This is a genomic window from Kitasatospora sp. NPDC043949 (assembly GCF_056435365.1).
In genome coordinates this window covers 27,748-49,220 of the sequence record NZ_JBWKEQ010000038.1, presented here as the reverse complement: position 1 = coordinate 49,220, position 21,473 = coordinate 27,748, and the positions used below count along the sequence as shown (strand labels likewise).

21 protein-coding genes are annotated in these 21,473 nt (G+C 72.2%); 15 read left to right on the top strand and 6 right to left on the bottom strand.

Translation table 11 applies throughout. From position 1 onward, the window contains the following. Window positions 1-70: 70 nt before the first annotated feature. On the top strand, window positions 71-766 hold the full coding sequence (locus AC07AL_RS27185) for a FadR/GntR family transcriptional regulator (RefSeq protein WP_363581231.1): 696 nt from the start codon (window positions 71-73) through the stop codon (window positions 764-766). A 58-nt stretch (window positions 767-824) separates the two neighbouring features. Here AC07AL_RS27185 and AC07AL_RS27180 read toward each other — a convergent pair whose 3' ends face one another. Further along, window positions 825-1,451: a hypothetical protein gene (locus tag AC07AL_RS27180; protein ID WP_478318505.1), complete on the bottom strand. Its 627-nt coding sequence runs from the start codon at window positions 1,449-1,451 to the stop codon at window positions 825-827. Window positions 1,452-2,412: 961 nt separating this feature from the next. On the opposite strand from AC07AL_RS27180, the gene AC07AL_RS27175 reads away from it, so the two are divergent. After that, entirely contained in the window at window positions 2,413-2,889 is a 477-nt protein-coding gene (locus tag AC07AL_RS27175) for a DUF5994 family protein (protein WP_363581235.1), read from the top strand. A 186-nt stretch (window positions 2,890-3,075) separates the two neighbouring features. Then, on the top strand, window positions 3,076-4,107 hold the full coding sequence (locus AC07AL_RS27170; protein ID WP_478318503.1) for a zinc-dependent alcohol dehydrogenase family protein: 1,032 nt from the start codon (window positions 3,076-3,078) through the stop codon (window positions 4,105-4,107). A 233-nt stretch (window positions 4,108-4,340) separates the two neighbouring features. Here AC07AL_RS27170 and AC07AL_RS27165 read toward each other — a convergent pair whose 3' ends face one another. From AC07AL_RS27165 to AC07AL_RS27145, 5 genes are read right to left on the bottom strand one after another with little or no spacing between them, the layout of a single operon-like run. Continuing rightward, the gene (locus AC07AL_RS27165) at window positions 4,341-5,885 is read right to left on the bottom strand and encodes an MFS transporter (RefSeq protein WP_363581239.1); all 1,545 of its coding nucleotides are present in this window, start codon (window positions 5,883-5,885) and stop codon (window positions 4,341-4,343) included. Continuing rightward, window positions 5,882-7,177, bottom strand: coding sequence for an ATP-grasp domain-containing protein (locus AC07AL_RS27160; RefSeq protein WP_400327603.1), 1,296 nt, complete (start codon window positions 7,175-7,177; stop codon window positions 5,882-5,884). Before AC07AL_RS27160 ends, AC07AL_RS27165 begins: the two co-directional genes overlap by 4 nt. Further along, window positions 7,174-7,965 carry a creatininase family protein gene (locus AC07AL_RS27155; protein WP_478318501.1) on the bottom strand — a complete coding sequence of 264 codons (792 nt, stop codon included), beginning with the start codon at window positions 7,963-7,965 and terminating at the stop codon, window positions 7,174-7,176. The genes AC07AL_RS27160 and AC07AL_RS27155 overlap by 4 nt, the downstream gene beginning before the upstream one ends. Next, entirely contained in the window at window positions 7,962-8,876 is a 915-nt protein-coding gene (locus tag AC07AL_RS27150; protein ID WP_478318499.1) for a beta/alpha barrel domain-containing protein, read from the bottom strand. Before AC07AL_RS27150 ends, AC07AL_RS27155 begins: the two co-directional genes overlap by 4 nt. 1 nt (window position 8,877) lies before the next feature. Beyond that, on the bottom strand, window positions 8,878-9,393 hold the full coding sequence (locus AC07AL_RS27145; protein WP_363581246.1) for a hypothetical protein: 516 nt from the start codon (window positions 9,391-9,393) through the stop codon (window positions 8,878-8,880). 637 nt (window positions 9,394-10,030) lie between these two features. Between AC07AL_RS27145 and AC07AL_RS27140 the strand changes: the two genes are divergently transcribed. The 12 genes from AC07AL_RS27140 to AC07AL_RS27085 all read left to right on the top strand — a co-directional run bounded on the left by AC07AL_RS27140 (window position 10,031) and on the right by AC07AL_RS27085 (window position 21,308). Then, window positions 10,031-10,300 carry an acyl carrier protein gene (locus tag AC07AL_RS27140; RefSeq protein WP_363630781.1) on the top strand — a complete coding sequence of 90 codons (270 nt, stop codon included), beginning with the start codon at window positions 10,031-10,033 and terminating at the stop codon, window positions 10,298-10,300. After that, window positions 10,297-11,682, top strand: coding sequence for an aminotransferase class III-fold pyridoxal phosphate-dependent enzyme (locus tag AC07AL_RS27135; RefSeq protein ID WP_478318497.1), 1,386 nt, complete (start codon window positions 10,297-10,299; stop codon window positions 11,680-11,682). The genes AC07AL_RS27140 and AC07AL_RS27135 overlap by 4 nt, the downstream gene beginning before the upstream one ends. Then, window positions 11,679-12,227, top strand: coding sequence for an acyl-CoA thioesterase (locus AC07AL_RS27130; protein WP_363581252.1), 549 nt, complete (start codon window positions 11,679-11,681; stop codon window positions 12,225-12,227). Before AC07AL_RS27135 ends, AC07AL_RS27130 begins: the two co-directional genes overlap by 4 nt. Before the next feature lie 7 nt (window positions 12,228-12,234). Further along, a complete protein-coding gene (locus AC07AL_RS27125; protein WP_350876226.1) occupies window positions 12,235-12,618 on the top strand; it encodes a 3-hydroxyacyl-ACP dehydratase FabZ family protein in 384 nt (127 codons plus the stop codon). 5 nt (window positions 12,619-12,623) lie between these two features. Then, entirely contained in the window at window positions 12,624-13,721 is a 1,098-nt protein-coding gene (locus AC07AL_RS27120) for a beta-ketoacyl synthase N-terminal-like domain-containing protein (RefSeq protein WP_363581254.1), read from the top strand. Then, entirely contained in the window at window positions 13,718-14,236 is a 519-nt protein-coding gene (locus AC07AL_RS27115; protein WP_363581256.1) for a beta-ketoacyl-[acyl-carrier-protein] synthase family protein, read from the top strand. The genes AC07AL_RS27120 and AC07AL_RS27115 overlap by 4 nt, the downstream gene beginning before the upstream one ends. Beyond that, complete coding sequence (locus tag AC07AL_RS27110) at window positions 14,233-15,591, top strand: class I adenylate-forming enzyme family protein (protein ID WP_478318494.1); 1,359 nt, start codon at window positions 14,233-14,235, stop codon at window positions 15,589-15,591. The genes AC07AL_RS27115 and AC07AL_RS27110 overlap by 4 nt, the downstream gene beginning before the upstream one ends. Further along, window positions 15,588-16,400: a TIGR03619 family F420-dependent LLM class oxidoreductase gene (locus AC07AL_RS27105; protein WP_363630776.1), complete on the top strand. Its 813-nt coding sequence runs from the start codon at window positions 15,588-15,590 to the stop codon at window positions 16,398-16,400. The genes AC07AL_RS27110 and AC07AL_RS27105 overlap by 4 nt, the downstream gene beginning before the upstream one ends. A 439-nt stretch (window positions 16,401-16,839) precedes the next feature. Next, window positions 16,840-17,412: a hypothetical protein gene (locus AC07AL_RS27100; protein WP_478318492.1), complete on the top strand. Its 573-nt coding sequence runs from the start codon at window positions 16,840-16,842 to the stop codon at window positions 17,410-17,412. Between the two features lie 277 nt (window positions 17,413-17,689). After that, window positions 17,690-18,895 carry a serine hydrolase domain-containing protein gene (locus tag AC07AL_RS27095; protein WP_478318490.1) on the top strand — a complete coding sequence of 402 codons (1,206 nt, stop codon included), beginning with the start codon at window positions 17,690-17,692 and terminating at the stop codon, window positions 18,893-18,895. 140 nt (window positions 18,896-19,035) lie between these two features. Further along, a complete protein-coding gene (locus AC07AL_RS27090; protein ID WP_478318488.1) occupies window positions 19,036-20,820 on the top strand; it encodes an FAD-binding oxidoreductase in 1,785 nt (594 codons plus the stop codon). A 125-nt stretch (window positions 20,821-20,945) separates the two neighbouring features. Further along, window positions 20,946-21,308 carry a hypothetical protein gene (locus AC07AL_RS27085; protein WP_363581267.1) on the top strand — a complete coding sequence of 121 codons (363 nt, stop codon included), beginning with the start codon at window positions 20,946-20,948 and terminating at the stop codon, window positions 21,306-21,308. Window positions 21,309-21,473: the final 165 nt, after the last annotated feature.

Sequence of the window (21,473 nt, the reverse complement as noted above, 5' to 3'; positions counted from 1 at the left end):
GATCAAGGCCAGCTCCGGGTGGGTGTCGGGGAGACTATGCTGCAGGGATCAGGACCAGGGAGGCATCGGCGTGCCAGTCACCGACTCGGCGATCGAGAAGATCAAAGCCATGATCGTCAGTGGTGAGCTGCGCCCCGGTTCGCGACTCCCCAAGGAGGCCGACCTGGCCGAGCGGCTCGGTCTGTCGCGCAACTCCCTGCGTGAGGCGGTGAAAGCTCTCTCGCTCATCCGGGTGCTCGACGTACGCCAGGGAGACGGCACGTACGTGACGAGTCTGGAGCCCAACCTGCTGCTGGACGCGCTGGGCTTCGTCGTCGACTTCCACCAGGACGACTCGGTGCTGGAGTTCCTGGAGGTCCGCCGCATCCTGGAGCCCGCCGCCGCGGCCATGGCCGCCCGAGTGATGCCGGACGAGGACATCGCCGCGCTCGGAGAGGTCCTGGAGAGCCTGCGTGACGACGCCCCCCTGCAAGAGCTGATCGACAACGACCTGGAGTTCCACCACAGGATCGCGGCCGGTTCGGGCAACACCGTCCTGTGCTCGCTCGTCGACGGTCTGTCCGGCCCGACCGCCCGGGCGAGGATCTGGCGCGGGCTGACCGAGGAAGGCGCGGTCGAGCGGACCCGCCAGCAGCACCGCGCCATCCTCGACGCCATCGCCCACCGCCGCCCCGACGTCGCGCACGCCTGGGCGACGGTGCACGTGGCAGGCGTCGAGCAGTGGCTGCGGGACACCCTCGGCGCAGCCGGATCCTCGCTCGGCTGACCCGGGGCGGGTGCTTCAAGGGGCGCGGCCTCCGCGGGCCGCCCAGACCGCGTCCGCCCTACAGGCCGGTGCTGAGTCCGGTGAGTCCCTGGAGGACGTCGAAGCTGAGGGTGGCGGAGAAGAGCTGTTCCCCGGTGGCGAGCGGACTGGTGCCGAACTCCTGGGAGAGGGCGTTCGCGGCCGGCGCGGCCAGGCTGACGGGGGTGTTCTCGGCGCTGACCTTGGTCAGGGAGAGCCTGATGCCCTCGTCGGTGACGGTGAGCGTGTCGATGCGCCGGCCGAGGTGCTCGGTGGTGATGACGCTGGTGCGGTCGAGCTTCATCGCCAGCTCCAGGTTTGCGAACTCGGAGCGCTGCCCGTCGCGTTGGAAGGCGAAGCCGCCTCGGGCCCGGCCGGTGAGGCCGGACAGGTCGGTGTTGATCTCGCCGCTGTCGAGCATCGAGTGCATGCACTGGTGGCCGTTCAGGGTGACCAATGTCGCGGGTGCGACCGCGTCGAAGGTGACGCCGGCGTTGGAGAGGGCCTTGGCGGCGGTATCGGTCAGGCAGTAGTCGAAGGGCGTCCCGCCGCGCAGTTGGAGCGGCGGGAGCAGCGCACCGGGCGCCTGGGCCGAGGCCGAGGAGGGGGCCAGCGCCGCGAACGCCAGGACGGCGACGGCGGCAAGGCGCACGGGGGACTTCTTCACAGCGCACTCCAGAGTCAGGGGCCGGCCACGGCTGCCGACACGCGGATACGCCCGTCCAACGCACAGGCGACGGCGTCGGCACGCCCGGCAGATCCGGATCACCCGAAGAGCGCCGCGGCAGACCGCCCGGACACCTTCCGGCGATGGCCCACCCGCCGTGCGAACCGGTGGCGGCCGGGCGGCGGTGTGTAACGTCTGCGCCTGCCGGGTCTGGTGGGCAGTCCATTGGCGAGGCGACGGTACCGACCAGTGAGATGGCGTTCTCCACTACGGCCTACTCCCGGTCCGCGCCGAGTCCGTAGGGGGTCGCCTCCAACTCCGTGACCAGGTTCCCCAGGAGCGGCAGCGGACTGTCGCGGAACTGGAGGTGGACGGTGGCGACGGGCCCCTGGGCCGTGGGAGGGCTGAGCTGCGCGCCACGTCCTCGTCCTTGAGCCTGCGGGTGCGTACCGTGCCGGGCTTCCATTCGTCGCCCGCGCCCAGGCAGAACCATCCGTCCGGGTAGGGCGGGGCCTGTGGGCGGGAACGGGGGAGAGGGTGCGGGAACCTCCCACCCGCGGCCGGGCCAGGTGAATCGTCGCGGTGGAGGGCGTGGACTTCTCGATCGGCGAGGGCCTGAGCCCGGCTGTCGTCGACGCGGTGCCGCGCGTCGTCGCCGAGGTCCGCCGGGCGGTGGAAGGGCACCGGGCGGGGGCGTCATGACACCGAACCGCGGACGGTCGAGGCCTGCGGCTCGCGAGCAGCAGCCGCCCGCCGTCACCGAAACCGAGCGCACCTGATCGGGCGGGGTGCCTCCCCGCGCCCGGTCGGCCCATCCGCCCGCCGCTCCTCTTCCCCCGGGGCGCCGCCGGCGTCCGGAGTACGGTGGAAGAGCCACTGTCCGCGGCCTGCGGGTTCGGTCCGTGGTGCCCCGGCGACAGCGTCAGGCCGACCCAGGCGAGCCAAGGGCAGGTGTTCCGACATGACCGCAACCTCCGAGCCCGGCGGCGCCCGGGCGTCCCACCCGGAGCCGCCCGCGCGGCTCTCGCTGGTCCCCGAGGGCGTCGCCCCGGGGCGGCTGGGCGGGGCCTGGTGGCCCCGTTCCCACGACCTCCTTCGTGAACTCCCCCCGCTGGCGGCGACGCTGGCCCCGTCGTGGGGAGAGATCCTCCGCGTCACCGTGAACCCGGCGCACTGGCCGGTCATCCCCCGGCGCGTCCCGGTCACCGGCCATGTCATCCACGTCGGCTGGTTCGAACAGGAACAGGACGCGGAGGAGGTGGTGGTGTGCTCCTTCGTGCCCCGGCGACTGGACCTCCTGGTGATTCCCCCCGAGACCGAGGCCCCGACCGCCGAGTGGCTGATGACGGCGGCATGCGAACCGGCCAACACCCGCACCGCCACCGAGCTCCTGGCCGCCGCGGGCGCCCCGACGGAAGGCGCACGGACAGGCGGGTGACCACGGTCAGTGGCGGACGGCGCTCCGCTCCCGACCGGCCGACCCCTCCTGTGACGTCCCGCGATCGGCTCCCGCTCCGGACCGCTCGGGGCGGCACGCGTTCGCACCGCGCTCAACGCGGTCGGCCTCGACCGAGGTGTGAGCAGGCGGCGCCGACCGCGGAAGACCCCTGTCGGAGGAATGGCCATGACAGCAGCCGAAAGTGCAGGGCAGCGCACCACGGCCTGGGTGGTGGAGCGCCCCGGCCCGATGTGCTCGTCCCCGCTGCGCCGGGTGGAGCGGATGCTGGAACCGCCCGGACCCCAGGAGTTGTTGATCGAGGTCGGGGCCTGTGGAGTGTGCCGCACCGATCTGCACCTGGCCGAGGGCGACCTTCCGCCGCACCGGCCCGCCTGCACACCGGGGCACGAGATCGTCGGCCGGGTGCTGAGCACGGGCCGGGAGGTGCGGGACTTCTCTCCCGGCGACCGGGTCGGCGCGGCCTGGCTCGCGAGCACCTGCGGCGACTGCCGGTACTGCCGGGCCGGCCGCGAGAACCTCTGCCCGAACTCCCGGTACACCGGTTGGGACGTCCAGGGCGGCTACGCCGGACACACCCTCGTGGACGCCGGGTACGCCTACCCGCTCCCCGAGGGGCCGCCCGACGAGGACCTCGCCCCGCTGCTGTGCGCCGGCATCATCGGCTACCGCGCCCTGGAACGCGCGCAGCTGCCGCCCGGCGGACGGCTGGGCATCTACGGCCTCGGCGCCTCCGGGCACCTCACCGCGCAGCTCGCGCTCGCCCGGGGCGCCACCGTGCACGTCCTCACCCGGGCCGCGAGCGCCCGGCGCCTGGCCCTGGAGCTGGGCGCGTCCTCCGTCGGCGACGCCTACGACACACCGCCCGAACCCCTCGACTCGGCGATCCTGTTCGCCCCGGTCGGCGACCTGGTACCGGTCGCGCTCGCCGCGCTGGACCGCGGCGGCACGCTGGCGGTGGCCGGGATCCACCTCACCGACGTACCCGCCCTCGACTACCAGCGGCACCTCTTCCAGGAGCGCAGTCTGCGCAGCGTCACCGCCAACACCCGTGAGGACGGCCTCGCCTACCTCGCGGAAGTCGCCCGGCACCACCCGGCGGTGCACGTGCAGCGCTACCCCATGAACCGTGCCGACGCCGCGCTGGCCGACCTCGCGGCGGACCGGATCACCGGAGCCGCCGTCCTCATCACGCAGTGAAGGCTCCGGCCCCGGGACTGGTAGGCCCGCAGGTCGAGGTGCCGCGTATTCAAGCGCGGTCGACATGACGGACACGAAGAGCCATGGCTCGGGCGCCGCGAGGGCTGCCGTCCACACCGACCACGACGTAGGGCGGGTCCTGGGTGACGTGCTCGGGATCGCGGACGGCCTCAACGCTACCGGCATCCGGGCAGCAGTAGTGAGGGCGCCGTCGGGGTCTGCTTGACGGGCTTTCAGGTCCGTTCGTTCGGCTGTTTCCTGCTCGGCGTGCTGCTCGTCCCCGAAGTGCTGCTCGTCCCCGGACTCGACGGGATCGGGGAAGTCGAGGCGTTCGTGGCTGCGCCGGGTGTTCCGGACCGCGCCGACGCCCTCCTCGCGGTGGCCGGGAGGATCGTGGCCAGGGTGAGGGCGGCAGCCAGCCAGGTGGTGGAGTGGAAGGCCTCGGTGAAGGCCCGGGCGGTTTCCGGGGAGGCGCCCGCGTCCAGCGGGGACGATGACGTGCCCGGGGGGAGGAGCAGTCGGTAGGCCACCGTGGTGACCGTGCCGAAGACGGCGATCCCCAGGCCGGCGCCGGCCTCGTAGGCGACGGACTCGATGCCCGCCGCCGCGCCTGCCAGGGAGGACGGCGCGGTGGTCATGATCAGGTTCGAGGCGACCATCTGGACCAGGCCGTGGCCGAACCCGATCAGGGCCAGCCCGAGCGGGGCCACCGTGCCGGAGGCGACCAGGACGTATCCGGTCGCCGCGAGCAGCAGGCCGGCGGGCACGCCCGCGCGCGGTTGTCCCAGGCGGGAGAGGAGCAGTCCGCCCACCGGCCCCGCGACCGTCGCGGCCAACGGCATCGGGATCAGGTACAGCGCGGCGGCCTCCGCCGACAGTCCCTTGGCGATCTGCAGGTACTGCACCAGTTGGAGTTCGAAGCCGACCATCACCAGCACCGGCAGTACCGAGGCCACCACTCCGGCGCGCAGCCCGGGCAGCCGGAACAGGGACAGGTCCAGCATCGGGTGCGGCATCCGCTGCTGCCGTCGCACGAACAGCACCAGCGCGGTCAGGCCCGCCGCCGCCGGCAGCACCACCTCCGGGATGCCGACGCCGTCGTGGGTGAAGGCGATGATGGCGTAGGCGCAGCCCAGGAACCCCACCATCGAGAGCAGGGGCGAGGTGGCCTCCCACGGTTGCCGCTCGGACTCGACCTCGTTGCGCAGCAGCAGTGCCACGGCGGGTACGGCCAGTGCCACGATCGGCAGGTTGACCAGGAAGATCGAGCCCCACCAGAAGTGCTGGAGCAGGAAGCCGCCGGCCACCGGTCCCAGCGCCGAGGCGCCGGCGGCGACCGCGCTCCACGCCCCGATGGCCACCGCGTGGTCGCGGCCGTCGCCGAAGGTCTGCCGGATCAGCGCCAGCGTGGCCGGGATGATCATCGACGCGCCGATCGCCAGCAGTGCCCGGGCGCCGATCAGGGCCGGCGGGTTCGGTGCCGCCGCGCACAGTGCCGAGGCCGCGCTGAAGACGGCCAGTCCGGCCAGCAGCAGCCGCTTGTGCCCGATCCGGTCGCCCAACGGCCCGCTGACCAGCACCAGTCCGACCATCAGGAGCGAGTACACGTCGACCGCCCACAGCAGTTCGGTCGGGGACGCCCGCAGTTCGTGGGCGAGGGTCGGGACGGTGATGGTGAGGATGGTGACGTCCACGGCGGCGGGCAGGAAGCACAGCAGCACCACGGTCAGCACCAGCCAGCGCCGGGCCGTCCCGACCACGGGCAGCGGGCTGCTCACCGGCCGAGGTCCAGAGCCGTCCTGGCTCGGTCGATCAGGTCGTGCAGCTCGGCGAGGCTGGGGGCGTAGAACATGCAGCTCAGTCTGCCAGTTTGAAGGTCCGTCAGCTCGGTCGGGACCACACCCCGGTCGGCGTGTCGGGGCGAGGCCACGAGCGGTCCGAGCAGGCGCAGCACTTCCGGCAGGTACAGCCCGGTCGGAAGGCCGTAGAAGTCGTAGTTGCCGACCGCGTGGGTGTCGAGGTAGCCGGGGCCGATGAGGTGCTCGCCGAATTCGTGCACGTGGCTCGACCCGGTGCGGCGGGCGTTAAGGTCGTGCAGGTAGACGACGCCGTCGCGGGCGATCGCGTCGATGCCGAAGCGCCCGCGGTAGCCGCGCCGTTGCATCTCCTCGGCCAGCCGGAGCCCGCCCTCGGTCAGCGGGCGGTACCACCATGCGCGGCGCAGCTCGCGCGCGGTGACGTTGCCGCGCAGGTGCGTGGCGCCCTCGAACAGCATGTCGGTCGTGTAGCAGAGGTGGGGCGGGGCGTCCGCGGGCACCATGTACTCCACGGACGGGAAGGTGATGTCGCCGTCGAGGAACTCCTCGACGACCACCGGGTCCTCGTCGTAGAAGGTGCTCCCGGCCAGGCGTTCGGCGATGTCGTCGTCGCCGGGCCGGAAGATCAGCAGGCCGAGGCTCGCCTCGCCGCGGTCCGCCTTGACGATGCACGGTGTGCCGGTCGCGAGCATGTCCCGGACCGCGGCCGGCACGTCCTGTTTCCCGGCGCAGTGAGTACCGGGCGGGATGCGGCAGGGTCCGTCGGTCATGCCGAGGTCGGCGGCCAGGTCGCGCAGGCCGGTCTTGGTGTCCAGCAGGTCCCGGAGGGCCTGCTGCGGCGGGCTCTCCGGCAGTTCGGTCAGCACGTCGTACCGGGTGCGCAGGGCCTCGGTGAACCGCCACAGGTCGGCGGTGGTGGTGTGCGGGATCAGCCGGAGTCTGCGGCCCGGTCCGGCGTGGGCGGCCACGGCGGCCATCAGCTCGGGATCGGCGAGCATGTCGGCGAACAGCGAGCCGGTGCGGCCCGCCGGGCTGAGGTTCACCACACCGTCGATCTCCAGGAACTTCCGCTGCCAGTCCAGGTCTCCGATCGGCTCGTAGGTGATGAGCATCTTGTCCAGCGGCCCCCAGAACAGCGCCTGGTCCTGCTGGGCGTAGCACTCCGAGAGCAGCTCGTCGACGTCGTCGGCGCGGACGGCGAAGTCGCGCAGGGTGTCGACGGCGTTGCTCACGCAGAGGGTGGGTACGGTCAAGGCTTCTCCTCGTGCAGATCGTGCAGAAGTCCGTCGCCCCGGGACACCAGGTCGACCGCGGCCGCGACCACGTGCCAGAAGAGTTCCTTGCCCAGGGCGACGGTGGCGCCCGAAGTGCTGGACAGGACGCCTTGGTTGGTCGTGCGGTTCACGTCGGCGGGGTGCAGGTAGATCCCCGGGCGGGGTGGGTCGGCGTGGTCGGGCCGGGCGGTCGAGACCAGGTCCGGGCGGAGGTAGAGCATCAGGCTGGTCTCGGTGATCCCCGCGTGCTCGGCGTGCCACCCCGGAAAGAGCGGTACCCGCCCGGCCAGCCAGTCCTGGTCGACCAGGCTCCACCAGCTCAGCGCGATGAACTCCTTGCCCGCGGCCGCCGGCCGTCGGCCCACCTCGTCGAGGGCCTCGAAGAGGAACGGCTCGTTCTCGAAGTGGCCGTTGACGACCAGCAGTCGGCGCCAGGGCAGGGCGCACAACGACTCCAGCACGTCCTCCAGGAAGGCCAGCAGGGACCGACCGCGCACGTAGACGGTGCCGGGGAAGGCCAGGCCGCCGCCGCTCTGCGGCAGCGACCGCGCCGCGATGGACTGCGCCGGCAGGGTCAGGGCGTTCAGCTCGTAGGCGATCTGCCGGGCGAACGCGTCGGCGAGCACGGTGTCCACGGACAGCGGCAGGTGCGGACCGTGCTGTTCGGTGGCCCCCACCGGCCACACCACGGTCCGCCCGGCGGTGGCCGCCAGGACGTCGGCGCTGCTCAGGTCGCACAGCTGCGGCCCGGAGCTGCGGGGGGTCACGGCTGCACCTGCTCGGACCGGTCCGCTCCGGTGACGGGTGCGAGGCCGTGGCCGGTGTTCCCCGTTCCGGTGTTCCCCGTCCCGGTGGTCTCGGTCACGATCCGGGCGAGCGTGTGGTACATGTCGGTGTGCAGCGCGGTGTACACCTGGGCCGCCACCGCGCCGACCGCCAGGTAGTCGTGCACGTCCCGGCCCGACTGCACGCCGCCGGAGGCCAGCACGGGAAGGGTGAACCCGGCTCGGCGCAGCTTCCACAGGGAGGCCAGTACGAGCGGCTTGATGCCCGGTCCGGAGTAGCCGAACACGCCGCCGAGTTGGAGGTCGCCGGTCTCCGGGTGCACGGCGGCGGCGGGCAGGGTGTCGCTGATGGTCACCGCGTCGGCGCCGGCGCGGGCGGCGGCGAACGCCCGGGCGTGCAGGCCTTCGCCGCTGGCCAGCTTGACCGAGAAGGGCACCCGCGTCGCGGCGCGGGTGGCCGCGGTGTAGGCGTGCACCCGCTCGGGAGTGTCGTCGAGGCCGTCCTCCTCGTTGAGGCAGGAGATGCCCAGTTCCAGCGCCGGGCAGCCCGTCGCCTCCACCCGGGCCGCCAACTCGGCGAGTTCCGCCGGGCTGTCGGCGTGCAGCGACGCGATGACCGGCAGCCCGTCCCGGGTCAGGTCGCGCAGGATGTGCACCCAGTGATCGACGGACCGTTTGGAGTAGGTGGTGCTGTTGATCATTCCGGTGGGCAGTCTGACGAGGCGCTCGTCCAGGCCGATCGGCGGGTTGGGGTGGATGGTCTTGGTGACCACCGCGCCCGCGCCGGCGTCCAGCAGCCTGCGGATGTTGCGTTCCTGGTCGGTGAGCAGGCCGGAGCCGACCACGACAGGGTTGGCCAGGTGCATTCCCAGCAGGTGGGTCGGGGCCGCCATGTCAGGCCGCCGCCCTGGTCCGGCCCAGCGCCGCGAGCACGCCGTCGACCAGCAGCGCCGGGTCCTTGGCGATCTCCTTGGCGGACAGGAACGTTGCGGACGCGACCTGGGCGAGCCCCTTGAGCAGGTGGCTGGCCGACTCGGCGAAGGGCTGGTCGGTGATGCCCACGATGGGGCGGCCCAGCGCGCTGGCCCACCCCAGTTCGATGTGTGTGCCGTCCGTGCGCAGCAAGGTGCCGTCGAGCACCGGCAGTACCGGCACGAACACATCGCATTCGCGCATCCACGCGTAGTCGCGCACGGACACCTCCTCGGGGGTGAACGAAGCGGTGTCGGCACCGAATCGTTCGGCCACGTGCGCGGACAGCACGGTGGCGCCGGCCTGCTGCGACTGGTCGATGGTCAGTCTCAGGAAATCGTGGATCGGCGCCGCCATCCCGCCGGGCACCAAGGCGTGCTGGATCGGGCCGCCAACGAACACGGTGACGCCGCGCAGGGCGTCCGGGGTGACACTCATGACTTTCGAAGCTCCTTCGAAGGAGTCTGCCGACGGCCGTGCAAGGGGCGTGGACTTCGGTCGGCAGGAAGCAGAAGTAGTCAGCGTCATCAGATGGTGCGCTTGCAGTGAACTGGGAGGGAGCCGGGTGCGAGGCCTGACGCCGCCGGGGGCCCGATGGCGTACCCGTTCCCGCGCTGTACGTCCATCCAGACAAATGGACGACCTCAGGCTAGTTCGGGACGATTCACCAGGACAAGAAGCATATGCGCCAGGCGGAGATGTGTCTCAAATAGTGTAAAAGGTGCATAACTATCACCTGGCCATCGATGCCGGCCCGCCCGGGACGCGCTGCGGGCTGGTTTTCGCAGGTAAATGGACCGTGTGCTCGTGAATGGCCGAATCGCCGTCGAACTAACGTGCAAAAGAATCGTCGATTCCGGAGCTCGAAGCCGCATGGCGGGTAAATCGGGGACCATTGACAGGTGATAAAGCCTCGGCTAGCTTCGATAAAGCGCGAATGGCTGACACCGCCTCAATTTCGATCAGCGTCGGCCCACTTTCGGCCCGACCGTTTCCGCGATCTCGCTCGCCTTTCCGCGCGCCGGACGTCCGGTCGCAGCCTGTTCGAATGAACCCACCCAGAGGGGAAGTTCTGGTGAATCCTTTGCAGACCATCAAGCGAATTCTGCACTCCGAGGTGTTGGTGGAGGTGCCGATCGACCGGATGCGACTCGACGACAGGCTGCGCGAGAATTACGGCATGGACTCGCTCGGTTTCGTGGAACTGCGCGTGCAGTGTGAAGAGGCGTTCGACATCAGCATCCCCGACGAGGCCATCGCGGCGGGGGAGTTGTCCACCCTCGGTGATGTGCTGGCACTGGTCGAGCGGCTGGCGGGGGCCGACCGCCCCCCGGCCACCGCGTGAGCACGGCCCCGGTCGCCGGTGACGACCACACTGGGGACCGGACCGGTGTGCTGTTGCGCGGCGCGGACCTGCACCTCAACCACTACGGGGCGGCCCGGCTCCCGTTCGCCTGCGTGGGCGGGCGCGGCCTGCACCTCGACGTGGTCGATCTGAGCCCGGAACGCCGGGGCAGGCGGCTGAGGTTGCTGGACGCCAGCGGCGGCTACGCCAGCGCGACCCTCGGCGGCGACCACCCCGTCGTACGGGCGGCGCTGGCGCGCGGCACCGGAGTCGGCAACGTCACCGACGAACTGGGCTCGCTGGAACGGGCGGAGCTCCTCGACCGGCTCTTCGGCCCCGGCGGGTTGTGGACCGACCACTTCCCCGCAGGGCGGTACCACGTCAGCGGACGCAGCTCCGGCTCGGAGGGCAACGAGTTGGCGCTGCGGCTGGTGCTGGAGTCCCGCTTCGACGGCCGGCGGCTGTGCCACCGCCCGGGCAAGGAGCGGCGCGACACCATCCTCGCCTTCCACGGCGCCTGGCACGGCTGGACCAGTGGGCTGGTGCAACTGCTCAACCGCAGGTACTACCGGGCCGGGCTGCCCGGCGCGGACACCGCCGGCCCGTACGGAGTCCGGGTCCACCACATCCCGTTCGGCGACCTCGACGCCCTGACGGAGTACTTCGCCGAGTCCGCCGACCGGCTGCTGGCCGTCGTGGTCGAACCGATCCAGGGCGACGCGGGCATCCTCCCGCCTCCGCCCGGATACCTGCGCGAACTCGCGCGGCGGTGCGCGGCCGACGACGTGCTGCTGGTGGCCGACGAGGTGCTGACGTTCGCCAAGACCGGCAGTTGGTTCGCCATGCGCGACGCGGACGGACCGGTGCCCACCGACATCACCGTCATCGGCAAGTTCCTGGGCATGGGCACGGTGTCCACCTCGATGGTGATCGCCCGCGAGGAGCTCGCCGTCCGCTCCTCCGGCGCCGTGACCACCTCCGACCTGCGACCACCGAACTGTGCGGTGATCCGCGACGGCATCGAGCACATCGAGACCGAAGGGCTGCTGAGAGGCTCGGCCGACGTCGGCGTGAACCTGGCCAAGCATCTCGACGACGCCCTGGTGGGCCGCCACCCGGACGTGTTCACCGAGGTCCGCGGGAGCGGGGTCATGTTCGGCGTGGAACTGACCGCCGCGGCGGCGGACCGGATCGGCGCGCTGCGCCGGGAGTTGATCGAAGCGGGCGTGTACGCGGAGTTCATGGCGGGCGCGGGCAAACGCTCCGGCGGCCGGCGCTACGTCCACCCCACCCTGCGGATCGTGCTGCCGCTGATCACCACCGGGACGCAGGCCGACGAGATCGTGGACCGGGTGGCGGCGGGCGCCCGGGCCCTGTGGTGAGCGCGGGGTTCCGCACCCGGGTCGAGCACGTCGACACCGACGCGACCGGGATCGTGCACTTCTCCCGCTACACCTCGTTGATGGAGACCGCTGGCACCGAACACCTCGAAGCGCACGACGCGGGTCTGACCGCCTTCAGTGCGGCGAACGTCGACCTGGTGGTCGCCGACCTGCGGGTGGCCTACCTCAACAGCGCCGTGTACCGCGACGTGATCATCGGGGACACCCGGGTCGACCACGTCGGCGCGGCCTGGTTCGCCCTCGCGGTACGTCTGCTGCGGGAGGAGGAAGACGGCACCCGCACCCCGTTGGTGACCGGCGACCTCGTCTTCGCCGCCGTCGCCCCCGACACCCGGCGCGCGGTGCCCCTGCCGGCACCGCTGCGACAGGCCCTGAGAGGAATCGTCCCGGATGCGACACCCGAACGAATCGGCACCCCCTCCCGTCACGGTCCGCGAGGCGCGTCCGCTGGGCACCTCGGCCATCGCGGCCCTGGTGCGCGGACGCCACCCCCGCCTGTTCATCGACCGGGTTCTGGACCATGAGCCCGGCGTGTTCCTGCGCAGCATGTTCGCCGTCTCGGCGGAGATGGGCGCGCTGTCCGGGCACCTGCCCGAGCGCGGCCTGACCCCGGGGCTGATCCTGCCCGGCAGCCACACCATGCAGGCCTTCGCCCAGTCCGGCGTCCTGCTCTACCAGTTGAGCAGCGATCCGCTCGCCGACGACGAGGTCACCCTGGTCGGCACGGTCAAGTCCCGATTCCTCGCCCCGGTCGTGCCCGGCGACCAGGTCGTGCTCGACGTCCGCGCGGACCGGCTGTCCGGCCCCACCTTCGCCTTCTCCGCCGTGGTGACCGTGGAGGGCCGGTCGGTCGCCGGGTTCCGCGGCGCGATGAGCCGGACGAAGGTCGATCCCGCGGCGGCCCGGCCGTGGTGACCCCGGTGATCACCGGACTGGCCTGGGACACTCCGCTGGGCCGGGACCAGGAGGCGGTGTGGGAACGGCTGTGCGCGGGCGATTCGGCGCTGGCGCCCGTCCACTCGCCGCACTCCTTGCGCAACACCGCCGCCGCCGTCATCGCGTCGGTGCCGTACGGGACCAGGGCGGGCGAGCGCCAGCGCGCGCTCGCCGGGCGGACGCTGTCCGCCGCGTTCGCGGATGCCGGCCTGTCCACCACCGACCCCGAGGTCGGCCTCGTCCTGGGCACCAGCTTCGGCGCCTGCCTGGACGAGGCGGAGCCGACGCTGCACGCCTGGGCCGACGACGCGGCGGCGGGCATCGGGCACCCGGGCACGCCGGTCTGCGTCATGACCGCCTGTTCCGCGGGGTCGGACGCGATCGCCGTCGCGCGCGCCCTGGTGCGCTCGGGCGAGCGGCGGGTCTGCGTGGCGGGCGGGGTGGACGTGGTCACCGAGGCCAAGCGGCTCGGGCACTCCGCGCTGGGCACGATGAGCCCCACCGGCCTGCGGGCCTTCGACCGGGCGCGCGACGGGATGCTGCTCGGCGAGGGCGCGGCCTTCGTGGTGGTCGAACACCCCGACTCCGCCCGGGAACGCGGCGCCCGGGTGCACGCCCGGCTGCGCGGGGCCGGCGCGGCCAACGACGCCGCCGGGCTCACCGCACCGGACCCGTCCGGACGCGCCGTGCTGCGCGCCGTCGAACGCTGCCTGGCCTCCGCGGGCCTGGCACCCGCGGACATCGCGGTGGTCAACGCCCACGGCACCGGCACACCGCTCAACGACGAGGTCGAGGCGCGCAGCCTGCTGGAACTGTTCGGAGCCGACGGCCCGTTGGTGTTCGCCACCAAGGGGGCGTTCGGGCACAGCCTGGGCGCGACCGGGGCCATCGAGGCCGTGGCGACGGTCCTGGCACTGCGCCATCGACAGGTCCCACCGGTCCTCGGGCTGCGCGATCCGGTGGCCCCGCTGCGGCTGGCCACGGAATCGGCGCAACCCGTCGGCCCCGGCGCCGGACTGAGCCTGACGCTGGGGTTCGGCGGGTTCAACACGTGCCTGCTGTTCGAAGGGGTGAGGGCGTGACACACGTGCCGACGGGCACCCGGATGCTGGGTTCGGCGACGGTCGTCGCCGACGACCCGGACGAGTACGCGGTGAACAAACCGTCCTTCTACGCCGACCCGGCGGCCTGGCTGGTCGCCGAGACCGTGGACCGGGCACTGGCGGACTGCGCCGAACCCGTGCTCGACGCCGCCGCCGACACCGGGATCCTGGTCATGAGCGCGACCGGGAGCGAGCGGACGATGCGCCGCATCGCCGACTCGGTGCCGAGGTCCCGGGTGTCGCCACTGCGCTTCGCCGGAGCGAACCCGGGCGTGCTGGCCGGGCTGCCCGCCCTGCGCCACGGGTTGCGCGGGCCGTCCCTGCTGCTGGCGGCGCACCCCGACCGGGCCACCCCCGTCGCGTTCACGGTGCTCGGCGGCTGGCTCGCGGACGGCCACGCCCGGCACGTGCTCCTGGTCGGCCTGCAACCCGCCGCGGGAGAGGGGAAGTTGTGTCGCTGCCTGGTCCTGACCAGCGCCCGGGACGACCGGTGAACAGCCTCACCCGGTCCGAGGTGGCCGACTTCCTGACCCGGGTCGAGGCAACCCCGGCCAGTACGGGCGGCGGCGCCCCGGCCGGGGTGGACGACGTGCTGGCGGACCTGGCCGGGCTGGGCCTGGCACCGGGCGACGCGGTCGTGCTCTGCCTCACCAACGGAGTCGAACTGCTGCGCGTGCTGCTCTCGTCGCTGCTGCTGGGCCTGGTGCCGCTGGCCGTGCCGCCGAGCACGCCGTGGCAGCGGGTGCGCGCGCTGGCCGGGCATGTCGGGGCCGGCGTCGTGGTGACCACCCGGCTGGCCGGCGCGGGGCCGCAGCTGCCGGTGGGCGGCGCGTTGGCCGTGCCGACCGGGCACCTCACCACCCCGTACCGGCCGGGCGAGATCCTGCTGTCCACCTCCGGCACCTCCGGGATGTTCAGCGCGTGCGTGCACCGGGTGGCCTCGCTCCTGCACAACGCCCGCCTGCACGCCGGGGCCACGGGCATCACCCCGGCCGACACCCTGCTGGTGAACCTGCCGCTGTACTACTCCTACGCCCTCGTGGCGCAGGCGTTCGCCGCGTACGTGACCAAGGCGCGGCTGGTGCTCGACGGGCCGCCGTTCTCGCCGGCCGCGTACCGCGACGCGGTCACCGCGCGCGGGGTCACCCACTCGGCGGTGACCCCGACGATCGCCCGCCAACTGCTGGCCGACCCCGGGCTCGTGCCACGCGGCCTGCGGGCACTGGCGGTCGGCGGGGACCGGCTCACACCCGCGGAGGTGGCCGACCTGCTGGCCGCGCGGCCCTCCGCGGAGCTGTACCTGACCTACGGGCTCACCGAGGCCGGACCACGCGTGTCGACCCTGGCCGCGCACGCCGAGCCCGCGCACCGGTACGGCTCGGTCGGCCGCCCGCTGCCGGGAGTGCGCGCGTCACTGCGCGGGGTGCAGGACGACGTGGGAGAACTGCTGGTCGAATCCGGCACCGTCCTGCTGCGACGGGTCGGGCAGCACAGCGGCAGAGTCCTGCTGGGGCCGCGGACCATCGCCACCGGGGACGCCTTCTCGATCGACGACGGCTATCTGACCTTCCACGGACGCCTGTCGGACTTCGTGGTGCTGCGCGGCGAGAAGGTCTCACTGAACACCGTCCGGCAGGCCGCGCACGCCATCCCGGGGGTCGTGCACTGCGTGCCCGAGGTGGTGAACGAGGACGGCACGCAAGTCCTCCACGTCCACCTGTCGGTCACCGGCACCCTCCCCGGCGGCGAGAAAGCGCTACGCCACCTCCTCAACTCCCAGCTGCTGCCCGCCGAACGCCCGCGCGCGGTGTTCGTCTCCACCGCCGACCCGGAGGCCTTCCGCAAATGACCCTCCGCCTCGGCTGGACCGTCCCGACGACCCTCTCACCCGCCGGACTCCGCGCGTTCGCGGTGACCGCGGAGAGCCTCGGGTACGACCACCTGTCCGTCCCCGAACACCTGGTGTCCGACGTTCCCGCGTACGAGAGCCTGACGCTGGTGGCGTTCCTGGCAGCCGTCACCACCCGGATCGAGCTGGCCACCGCGATGACGATCCTGCCGCACCGCCCGGTGGTGCTCGCCGCCAAGCAGGCCGCGCAACTGGCCCACCTCAGCGGCGACCGGCTGCGGCTGGGCGTCGCCATCGGATCCGACCCCGCCGAGTCCGCCGCCCTCGGCGTCGCCCCGGGCACCCGTGCGGCACTGTTCGAGGAACAGGTCCAGGCGCTGCGCCTGCTGTGGACGCGGCCGGACGCGGACTTCGCCGGCGAGCACGTCGCGTTCTCCGGCGTCACCCTCACCCCCCGGCCGCGTCCCGTACCCCTCTGGATGGGCGGCGGTACCCTGCGCACCGGAGGAAGACCGGGCTCACTGCGCCGGATCGCCACCCTCGCCGACGGCTTCACCATGTCCGGCCTGCTCGCCAACCGGGTCGACCGCGGTGCCGCACTCATCGCCGAACTGCGGACGGCGGTGACCGAAGCCGGCCGCGACTGGAGCGCCTTCGGCGTCGAGGCCCGCCTGCGCCCCGCCCCCGGCCGGCCGGACACCTGGCGCTCCCTCGCCGAGGCCTGGCGGTCCGCCGGCGCCACCCACCTCACCGTCACCACCGACGACCTCTCCCTACTGGGCCCCCTGCACACGGCGCTGACCGGGTAGCGCGCCGGCTCAGGACACGGAACCGCCGATCAGGCCATCGCGCGACCTCCGGAGGCCCGCGTACGGCCCGGCGGCCGTTGCTGGAGGGGACATACGCTCAGTCGACGAGGATCCGCTCCGCCTGGCCCTCCGGGGCGAAGAACCGCTCGTGCGGTGCTTCACCCGGGTGTCGGGGGATGTCCCGGCCTTCAGCCCGGGGAGGAATCCGGTTTTCCGCGTGGCGGGTCAGGGTCGGCCGTTCTGCCGCCAGGTGGACCGGTGTCCACCAACTCGATCGCGAACACTTTTTGTCAGACCGTCAGGCTATGGTGCCGGGCATGGCGATCACAGCGCAGAACACCGGCCCGGCATCCGGCCGGCATCCCGAGACCGACATCCGCCTGCCGTACTCTGCGCAGTGATCGACAAGTACTCACACGCGAGATCTAGGGGCGAGAACATGTCACGGACCGAACTCCACCGACGACGTGTCGTCATCGGGCTCATAACCGGTGCGACGCTGATATCCCTCGCCGGATGCGGATCGTCGAGCTCGGCGAAGAGCGCCACCGCACCTGGGGCCGCGGTCTCGACGTCCGCAGGTGCGGCGACGGCTGACGCGGCAGCGCCCCCGGCGGCGGGCGCCCCCACCGGCGCGCCGGGGAAGGCCGGCAAGGGCAGCGCCGACGTGACCTTCAGCGGCGTGGAGTCGGGCTCCATCAAGGCCGCCGACAGCACCTGCACCGTCATCAAGGGCGAGTTGGAGTCCTTCCAGGCGCCGTCGGACCAGAACGCCGGCGGCCCGAGCGTCGCCGGCGTCCAGTCGGGCACCGGCTGGATGATGCCGGTCAGCACCGCCGCCCACGTCGGCGGCTACGTGAAGAACAACGCGACCGGCGTCAAGGCGACGAAGACCGGCGACAGCTGGACGGTCACGCTGACGAACACGGAGGTGGCCGCCACCTACGACCTCGGTCAAACGGTCACGCTCAACGGAACGATCGTCTGCGGCCAGGTCGTCAGCGCCGGCTGACCGGCTGACCGGCCGAAGCGCGGGACCTTGTGCCGACGCCGGCGGGAGCCACCAGACCAGAGGCTCCCCCCGGCCACAACTCGCCGGGCGTGCGGGCGCATCCCCGGATGCGACCGCCGGACGACCCCTCACGTACCTCTTTGGTGTCCTAAGGTGTCGATTTCGTAAGCCTGTTGAAGGATGGACGGGTCCTCATCCGGAGTGATGCTCCCTCGGTGGCGGCGCTGACAGGCTGACTCGTGGCGAACTCCTGTTCGCCCGAGTGAAGGGAAGCCCCATGTCTCGTCGTCTGACCAGTGCCCTGATCGCAGCCTTCTGCCTGGCGGTGTCCGCGTCACCCGCCTCCGCCGCTGTGGCGGGAGCCGAGGACTCCGCAGCTTCGTCGGTCCGCCCGCGTGGCGGTCCGCTGCAACTCGCCCTCAACGGGCTGACCGACGCCAAGGCGGTGTCCGCGATCGCCGAGGTGCGTGACGGTGACCAGCGGTGGCGCGGCACCACGGGGGTGACCGACCTGGTCGGTCAGGCACCCGTCCGTGGTGACGGCCGGTTCCGGATCGGCAGCGTCACCAAGACGTTCGTCGCCACCACGGTGCTGCAACTGGTCGGCGAGCACCGGCTCGGCCTGGAGGACTCGGTGTCGAGCCACCTGCCGGGGCTGGTCCCCAACGGGCAGAACATCACCGTCCGCCAGCTGCTCAACCAGCGCACGGGCCTGTTCGACGTCACCAACGAGGGCACCGACGTCTTTCCCGACCTCAACGACCCGGCCGTCTTCCGGACGTGGCTGGCCCAGGGCGGGTTGAACCGTACGTTCACCGCGCGCCAGCTGGTGACCGCCTCCGTCTCCCACGCCCCGTACTTCGCGCCCGGCACCCAATGGGGTTACTCCAACACCAACTTCGACGTCCTCGGCCTGATCATCGAGCAGGTCACCGGGCACCCCTACGGACAGGAGGTCGGTCAGCGCATCCTGCGCCCGCTCGGGATGACGAAGACCACGGTCCCCGGCCGCTCCACCACGATCCCCGGCCCGCACGCCCACAGTTACTGGACCACCGTGGACGGCGCCGGCACCGGAAACGTCAAGAAGACCGACATCGACGTCACCGACCAGAACCCCTCCTGGGCGGGCGCCGCCGGAGAGATCATCTCCACCACCGATGACCTGATCCGGTTCCAGCAGGCCCTGTTGAACGGGAAGTTGCTGCGTCCGGCGGAGCAGCGCGAGATGACCACGATGCTCGAGACCGTGCCGGGCTCGCACGAGATCGACTACGGGATGGGGCTGGCGCGGGCGCAGCTCTCCTGCACCACCGTGCTGGGCCACAACGGCGGCACCTTCGGCTTCAGCACCCAGCTGTGGGGCACCGCCGACCGCCAGGTCGCCGTCTCCTACACCCCGCGGGGCGATGACGCCGAGCAGACGGCGCAGAACCAGGCGGGCATCAAGTTCCTCGACGCCGTCTTCTGCGGCGCCCGCTGAACGTCCGCCGGGGGCGGGCTGGGCGTGTCGGCGATCAGCGTTGCTGATTCTACGTCAATTGTCGTTACGGTAAGCATATTTGGATGCCGTGAGCGCCGGTAGCATGCGCTGACGGATGGTCGTGGTGAACGGAGGAAGAGATGGACTGGTCGGCGGACGAACGGCTGGGGCGTCGCCACCTGCTCGCTCGGGCCGGTGCGGTGGCGGTCGGCGGTGCGGTCGCCGGCCTGGCCGTCGGGCCCGCCGAGGCGGCGGGCCGCCAAGGCCCGGGGCCGGCGGGAGCGGGAGGTGGTCCGGCGGGAGGTGGGGGCGGGCCGGAGGGCCGGCCGTTCGGGCCGGTCACGGTCCGCCCCGATGACTCCCGCTACGACAGCCTGCTGCGGGGCGACAACTACCGTTTCGTCGGCCGGCCGGAGGAGATCCGCCTGGCCGGCTCCACCGAGCAGGTGGTGCGGGCCGTCGCCGACGCCGTCCGCTCCGGGCGCCGGATCGCCGTGCGCAGCGGTGGCCACTGTTTCGAGAACTTCACCGGCGACCCGGCGGTGCAGCTCCTGCTGGACCTCTCTCCCATGGACGCCGTCGGCTTCGACCCCGTGATGGGTGCCTTCGCGGTGCAGCCGGGAGCGACCCTCGGGCGCGTGTACCGGGCCTTGTTCAAGGGCTGGGGTGTGACGATCCCGGCCGGCGGCTGCCCCGAGGTGGGCGCGGGCGGGCATCTGGCCGGCGGCGGGTACGGTCCACTGTCCCGCGCCTACGGCTCGGTCGTGGACTACCTGCACGCCGTGGAGGTGGTGGTGGCCGACCGGGACGGGACCGTCCGGGCGGTGGTCGCCACCCGGGACCCGGACGATCCGAACCACGACCTGTGGTGGGCCCACACCGGCGGCGGTGGTGGCAACTTCGGCGTCGTGACCCGCTACTGGCTCCGCTCCCACGACACCCCCGACGCCCCCGGCCCCGACACCCCCGGCCCCGACACCCCCGGCCCCGACACCCCCGGCCCCGACGCCCCCGGCCCCGGCACCCGCTCCCACGGCGACCCCGCGGCACTCCTGCCGCGCGCCCCGGGCGAGCTGCGGAGGTGCCTGGTCGCCTGGACCTGGGACGAGAAGATGACGGAACGGGCGTTCACCACCCTGTTGCGCAACTACGGCGCCTGGCACGAGCGCAACAGCGAACCGGGCACCCCCGCGGCGAACCTGTATGCCGTCCTCATCGCCGGACACCGCAAGTCCGGCACCCTTGAGCTGGTCGTGCAGATCGACGCGGGTGTTCCGGGTTCCGACGCGGTGCTCACCGACTTCGTGCGCGCGGTGACCGCCGACGTGGGTGCCACCGAACCCGCCACCCTCCGGGGCACCATGCCCTGGCTGCCCACCAGCACCTGGCCGGGGACCGGCGAGGCCGGCAACTCGATCACCCGGCGCTACAAGGACAAGGCCGGCTACCTGCGCCGCTCCCTCACCGACCCCCAACTCGCGACCGCCTACCGGTACCTGACGGACGGCACGGGCGGTGCGGAGTGCGGCCTGCTCCTCGTCGGCTACGGCGGCCAGGTCAACGCGGTGCCCCCGTACGCCACCGCCGTCGCCCAGCGCGACTCGGTCATGAAGGCCGTCTACTACACCGTCTGGGCCGACGAGTCGGACGACGCGGCCCACCTGGCCTGGGTCCGCGGCTTCTACCGCGATGTGTACCGCGACACCGGAGGCGTCCCCGTCCCCGGCGAGGTCAGTGACGGCTCCTACATCAACTACGCGGACACCGACCTCGCCGACCCGGCGTGGAACACCTCCGGCACCCCGTGGCACGCCCTGTACTACAAGGACAACTACCCCCGCCTGCAACAGATCAAGGCCCGCTGGGACCCGTGCAACATCTTCCGGCACGCCCTCGCCATCGAACCGCCCGACCAGAGGCCGTAACGAAAGTACCGGGGGAGGCGCGCCGGAGGTTCACTCGCACGAGTGATTGTTACGCTGTGCACATTACTGGACACTCTAAGTATCGGGGAGCTCATGGGAGCTCTCCCGGCGCGAGGGGAGCCGTCATGGCCGCAGCCGAATCTTCCTCCATCGAGGTGCCGCGGATCGCGAGCAGTTCGCAGCCCGCAGACCGGGACCAGGGCCTCGCGGCGATCGGCGGCAACGTCGGCGCCGTGTGGCGGGGGTGGTGGACGTGGACCCCGGGGAACGGGACGTTCAACCTCCAGATCGCCTGGAACGTCATCGGGATCGACTCGACGGTCGTCATCACGGCCTCCGAGATCGACGGCAACGGGAACCGGTTCGTCGGCGCGGCACCCTTCCAGGTGTCGAGCATCGCCCCCGGCAACGGGCTGGTGACGTTCAAGATCAATATCGGCTGGGGCAGCGCGCTGCCGATGCGCACCGACGTCCTGGTCTTCAACTGAGCACGCCTCTCCTGAGCACACCTCTTCGGCCGCCCGGGTCGCCCCGGACGCGCAGGCCGGGGACCGTGCCGCTCCGGTGACGACAGGCACGGCCCGGGGCGGGGGGGGGGGGGGGTCTTCCCGGACCCCCACGGGGGATCCTTTTTTCTCGGGGGGGAGGGTTTT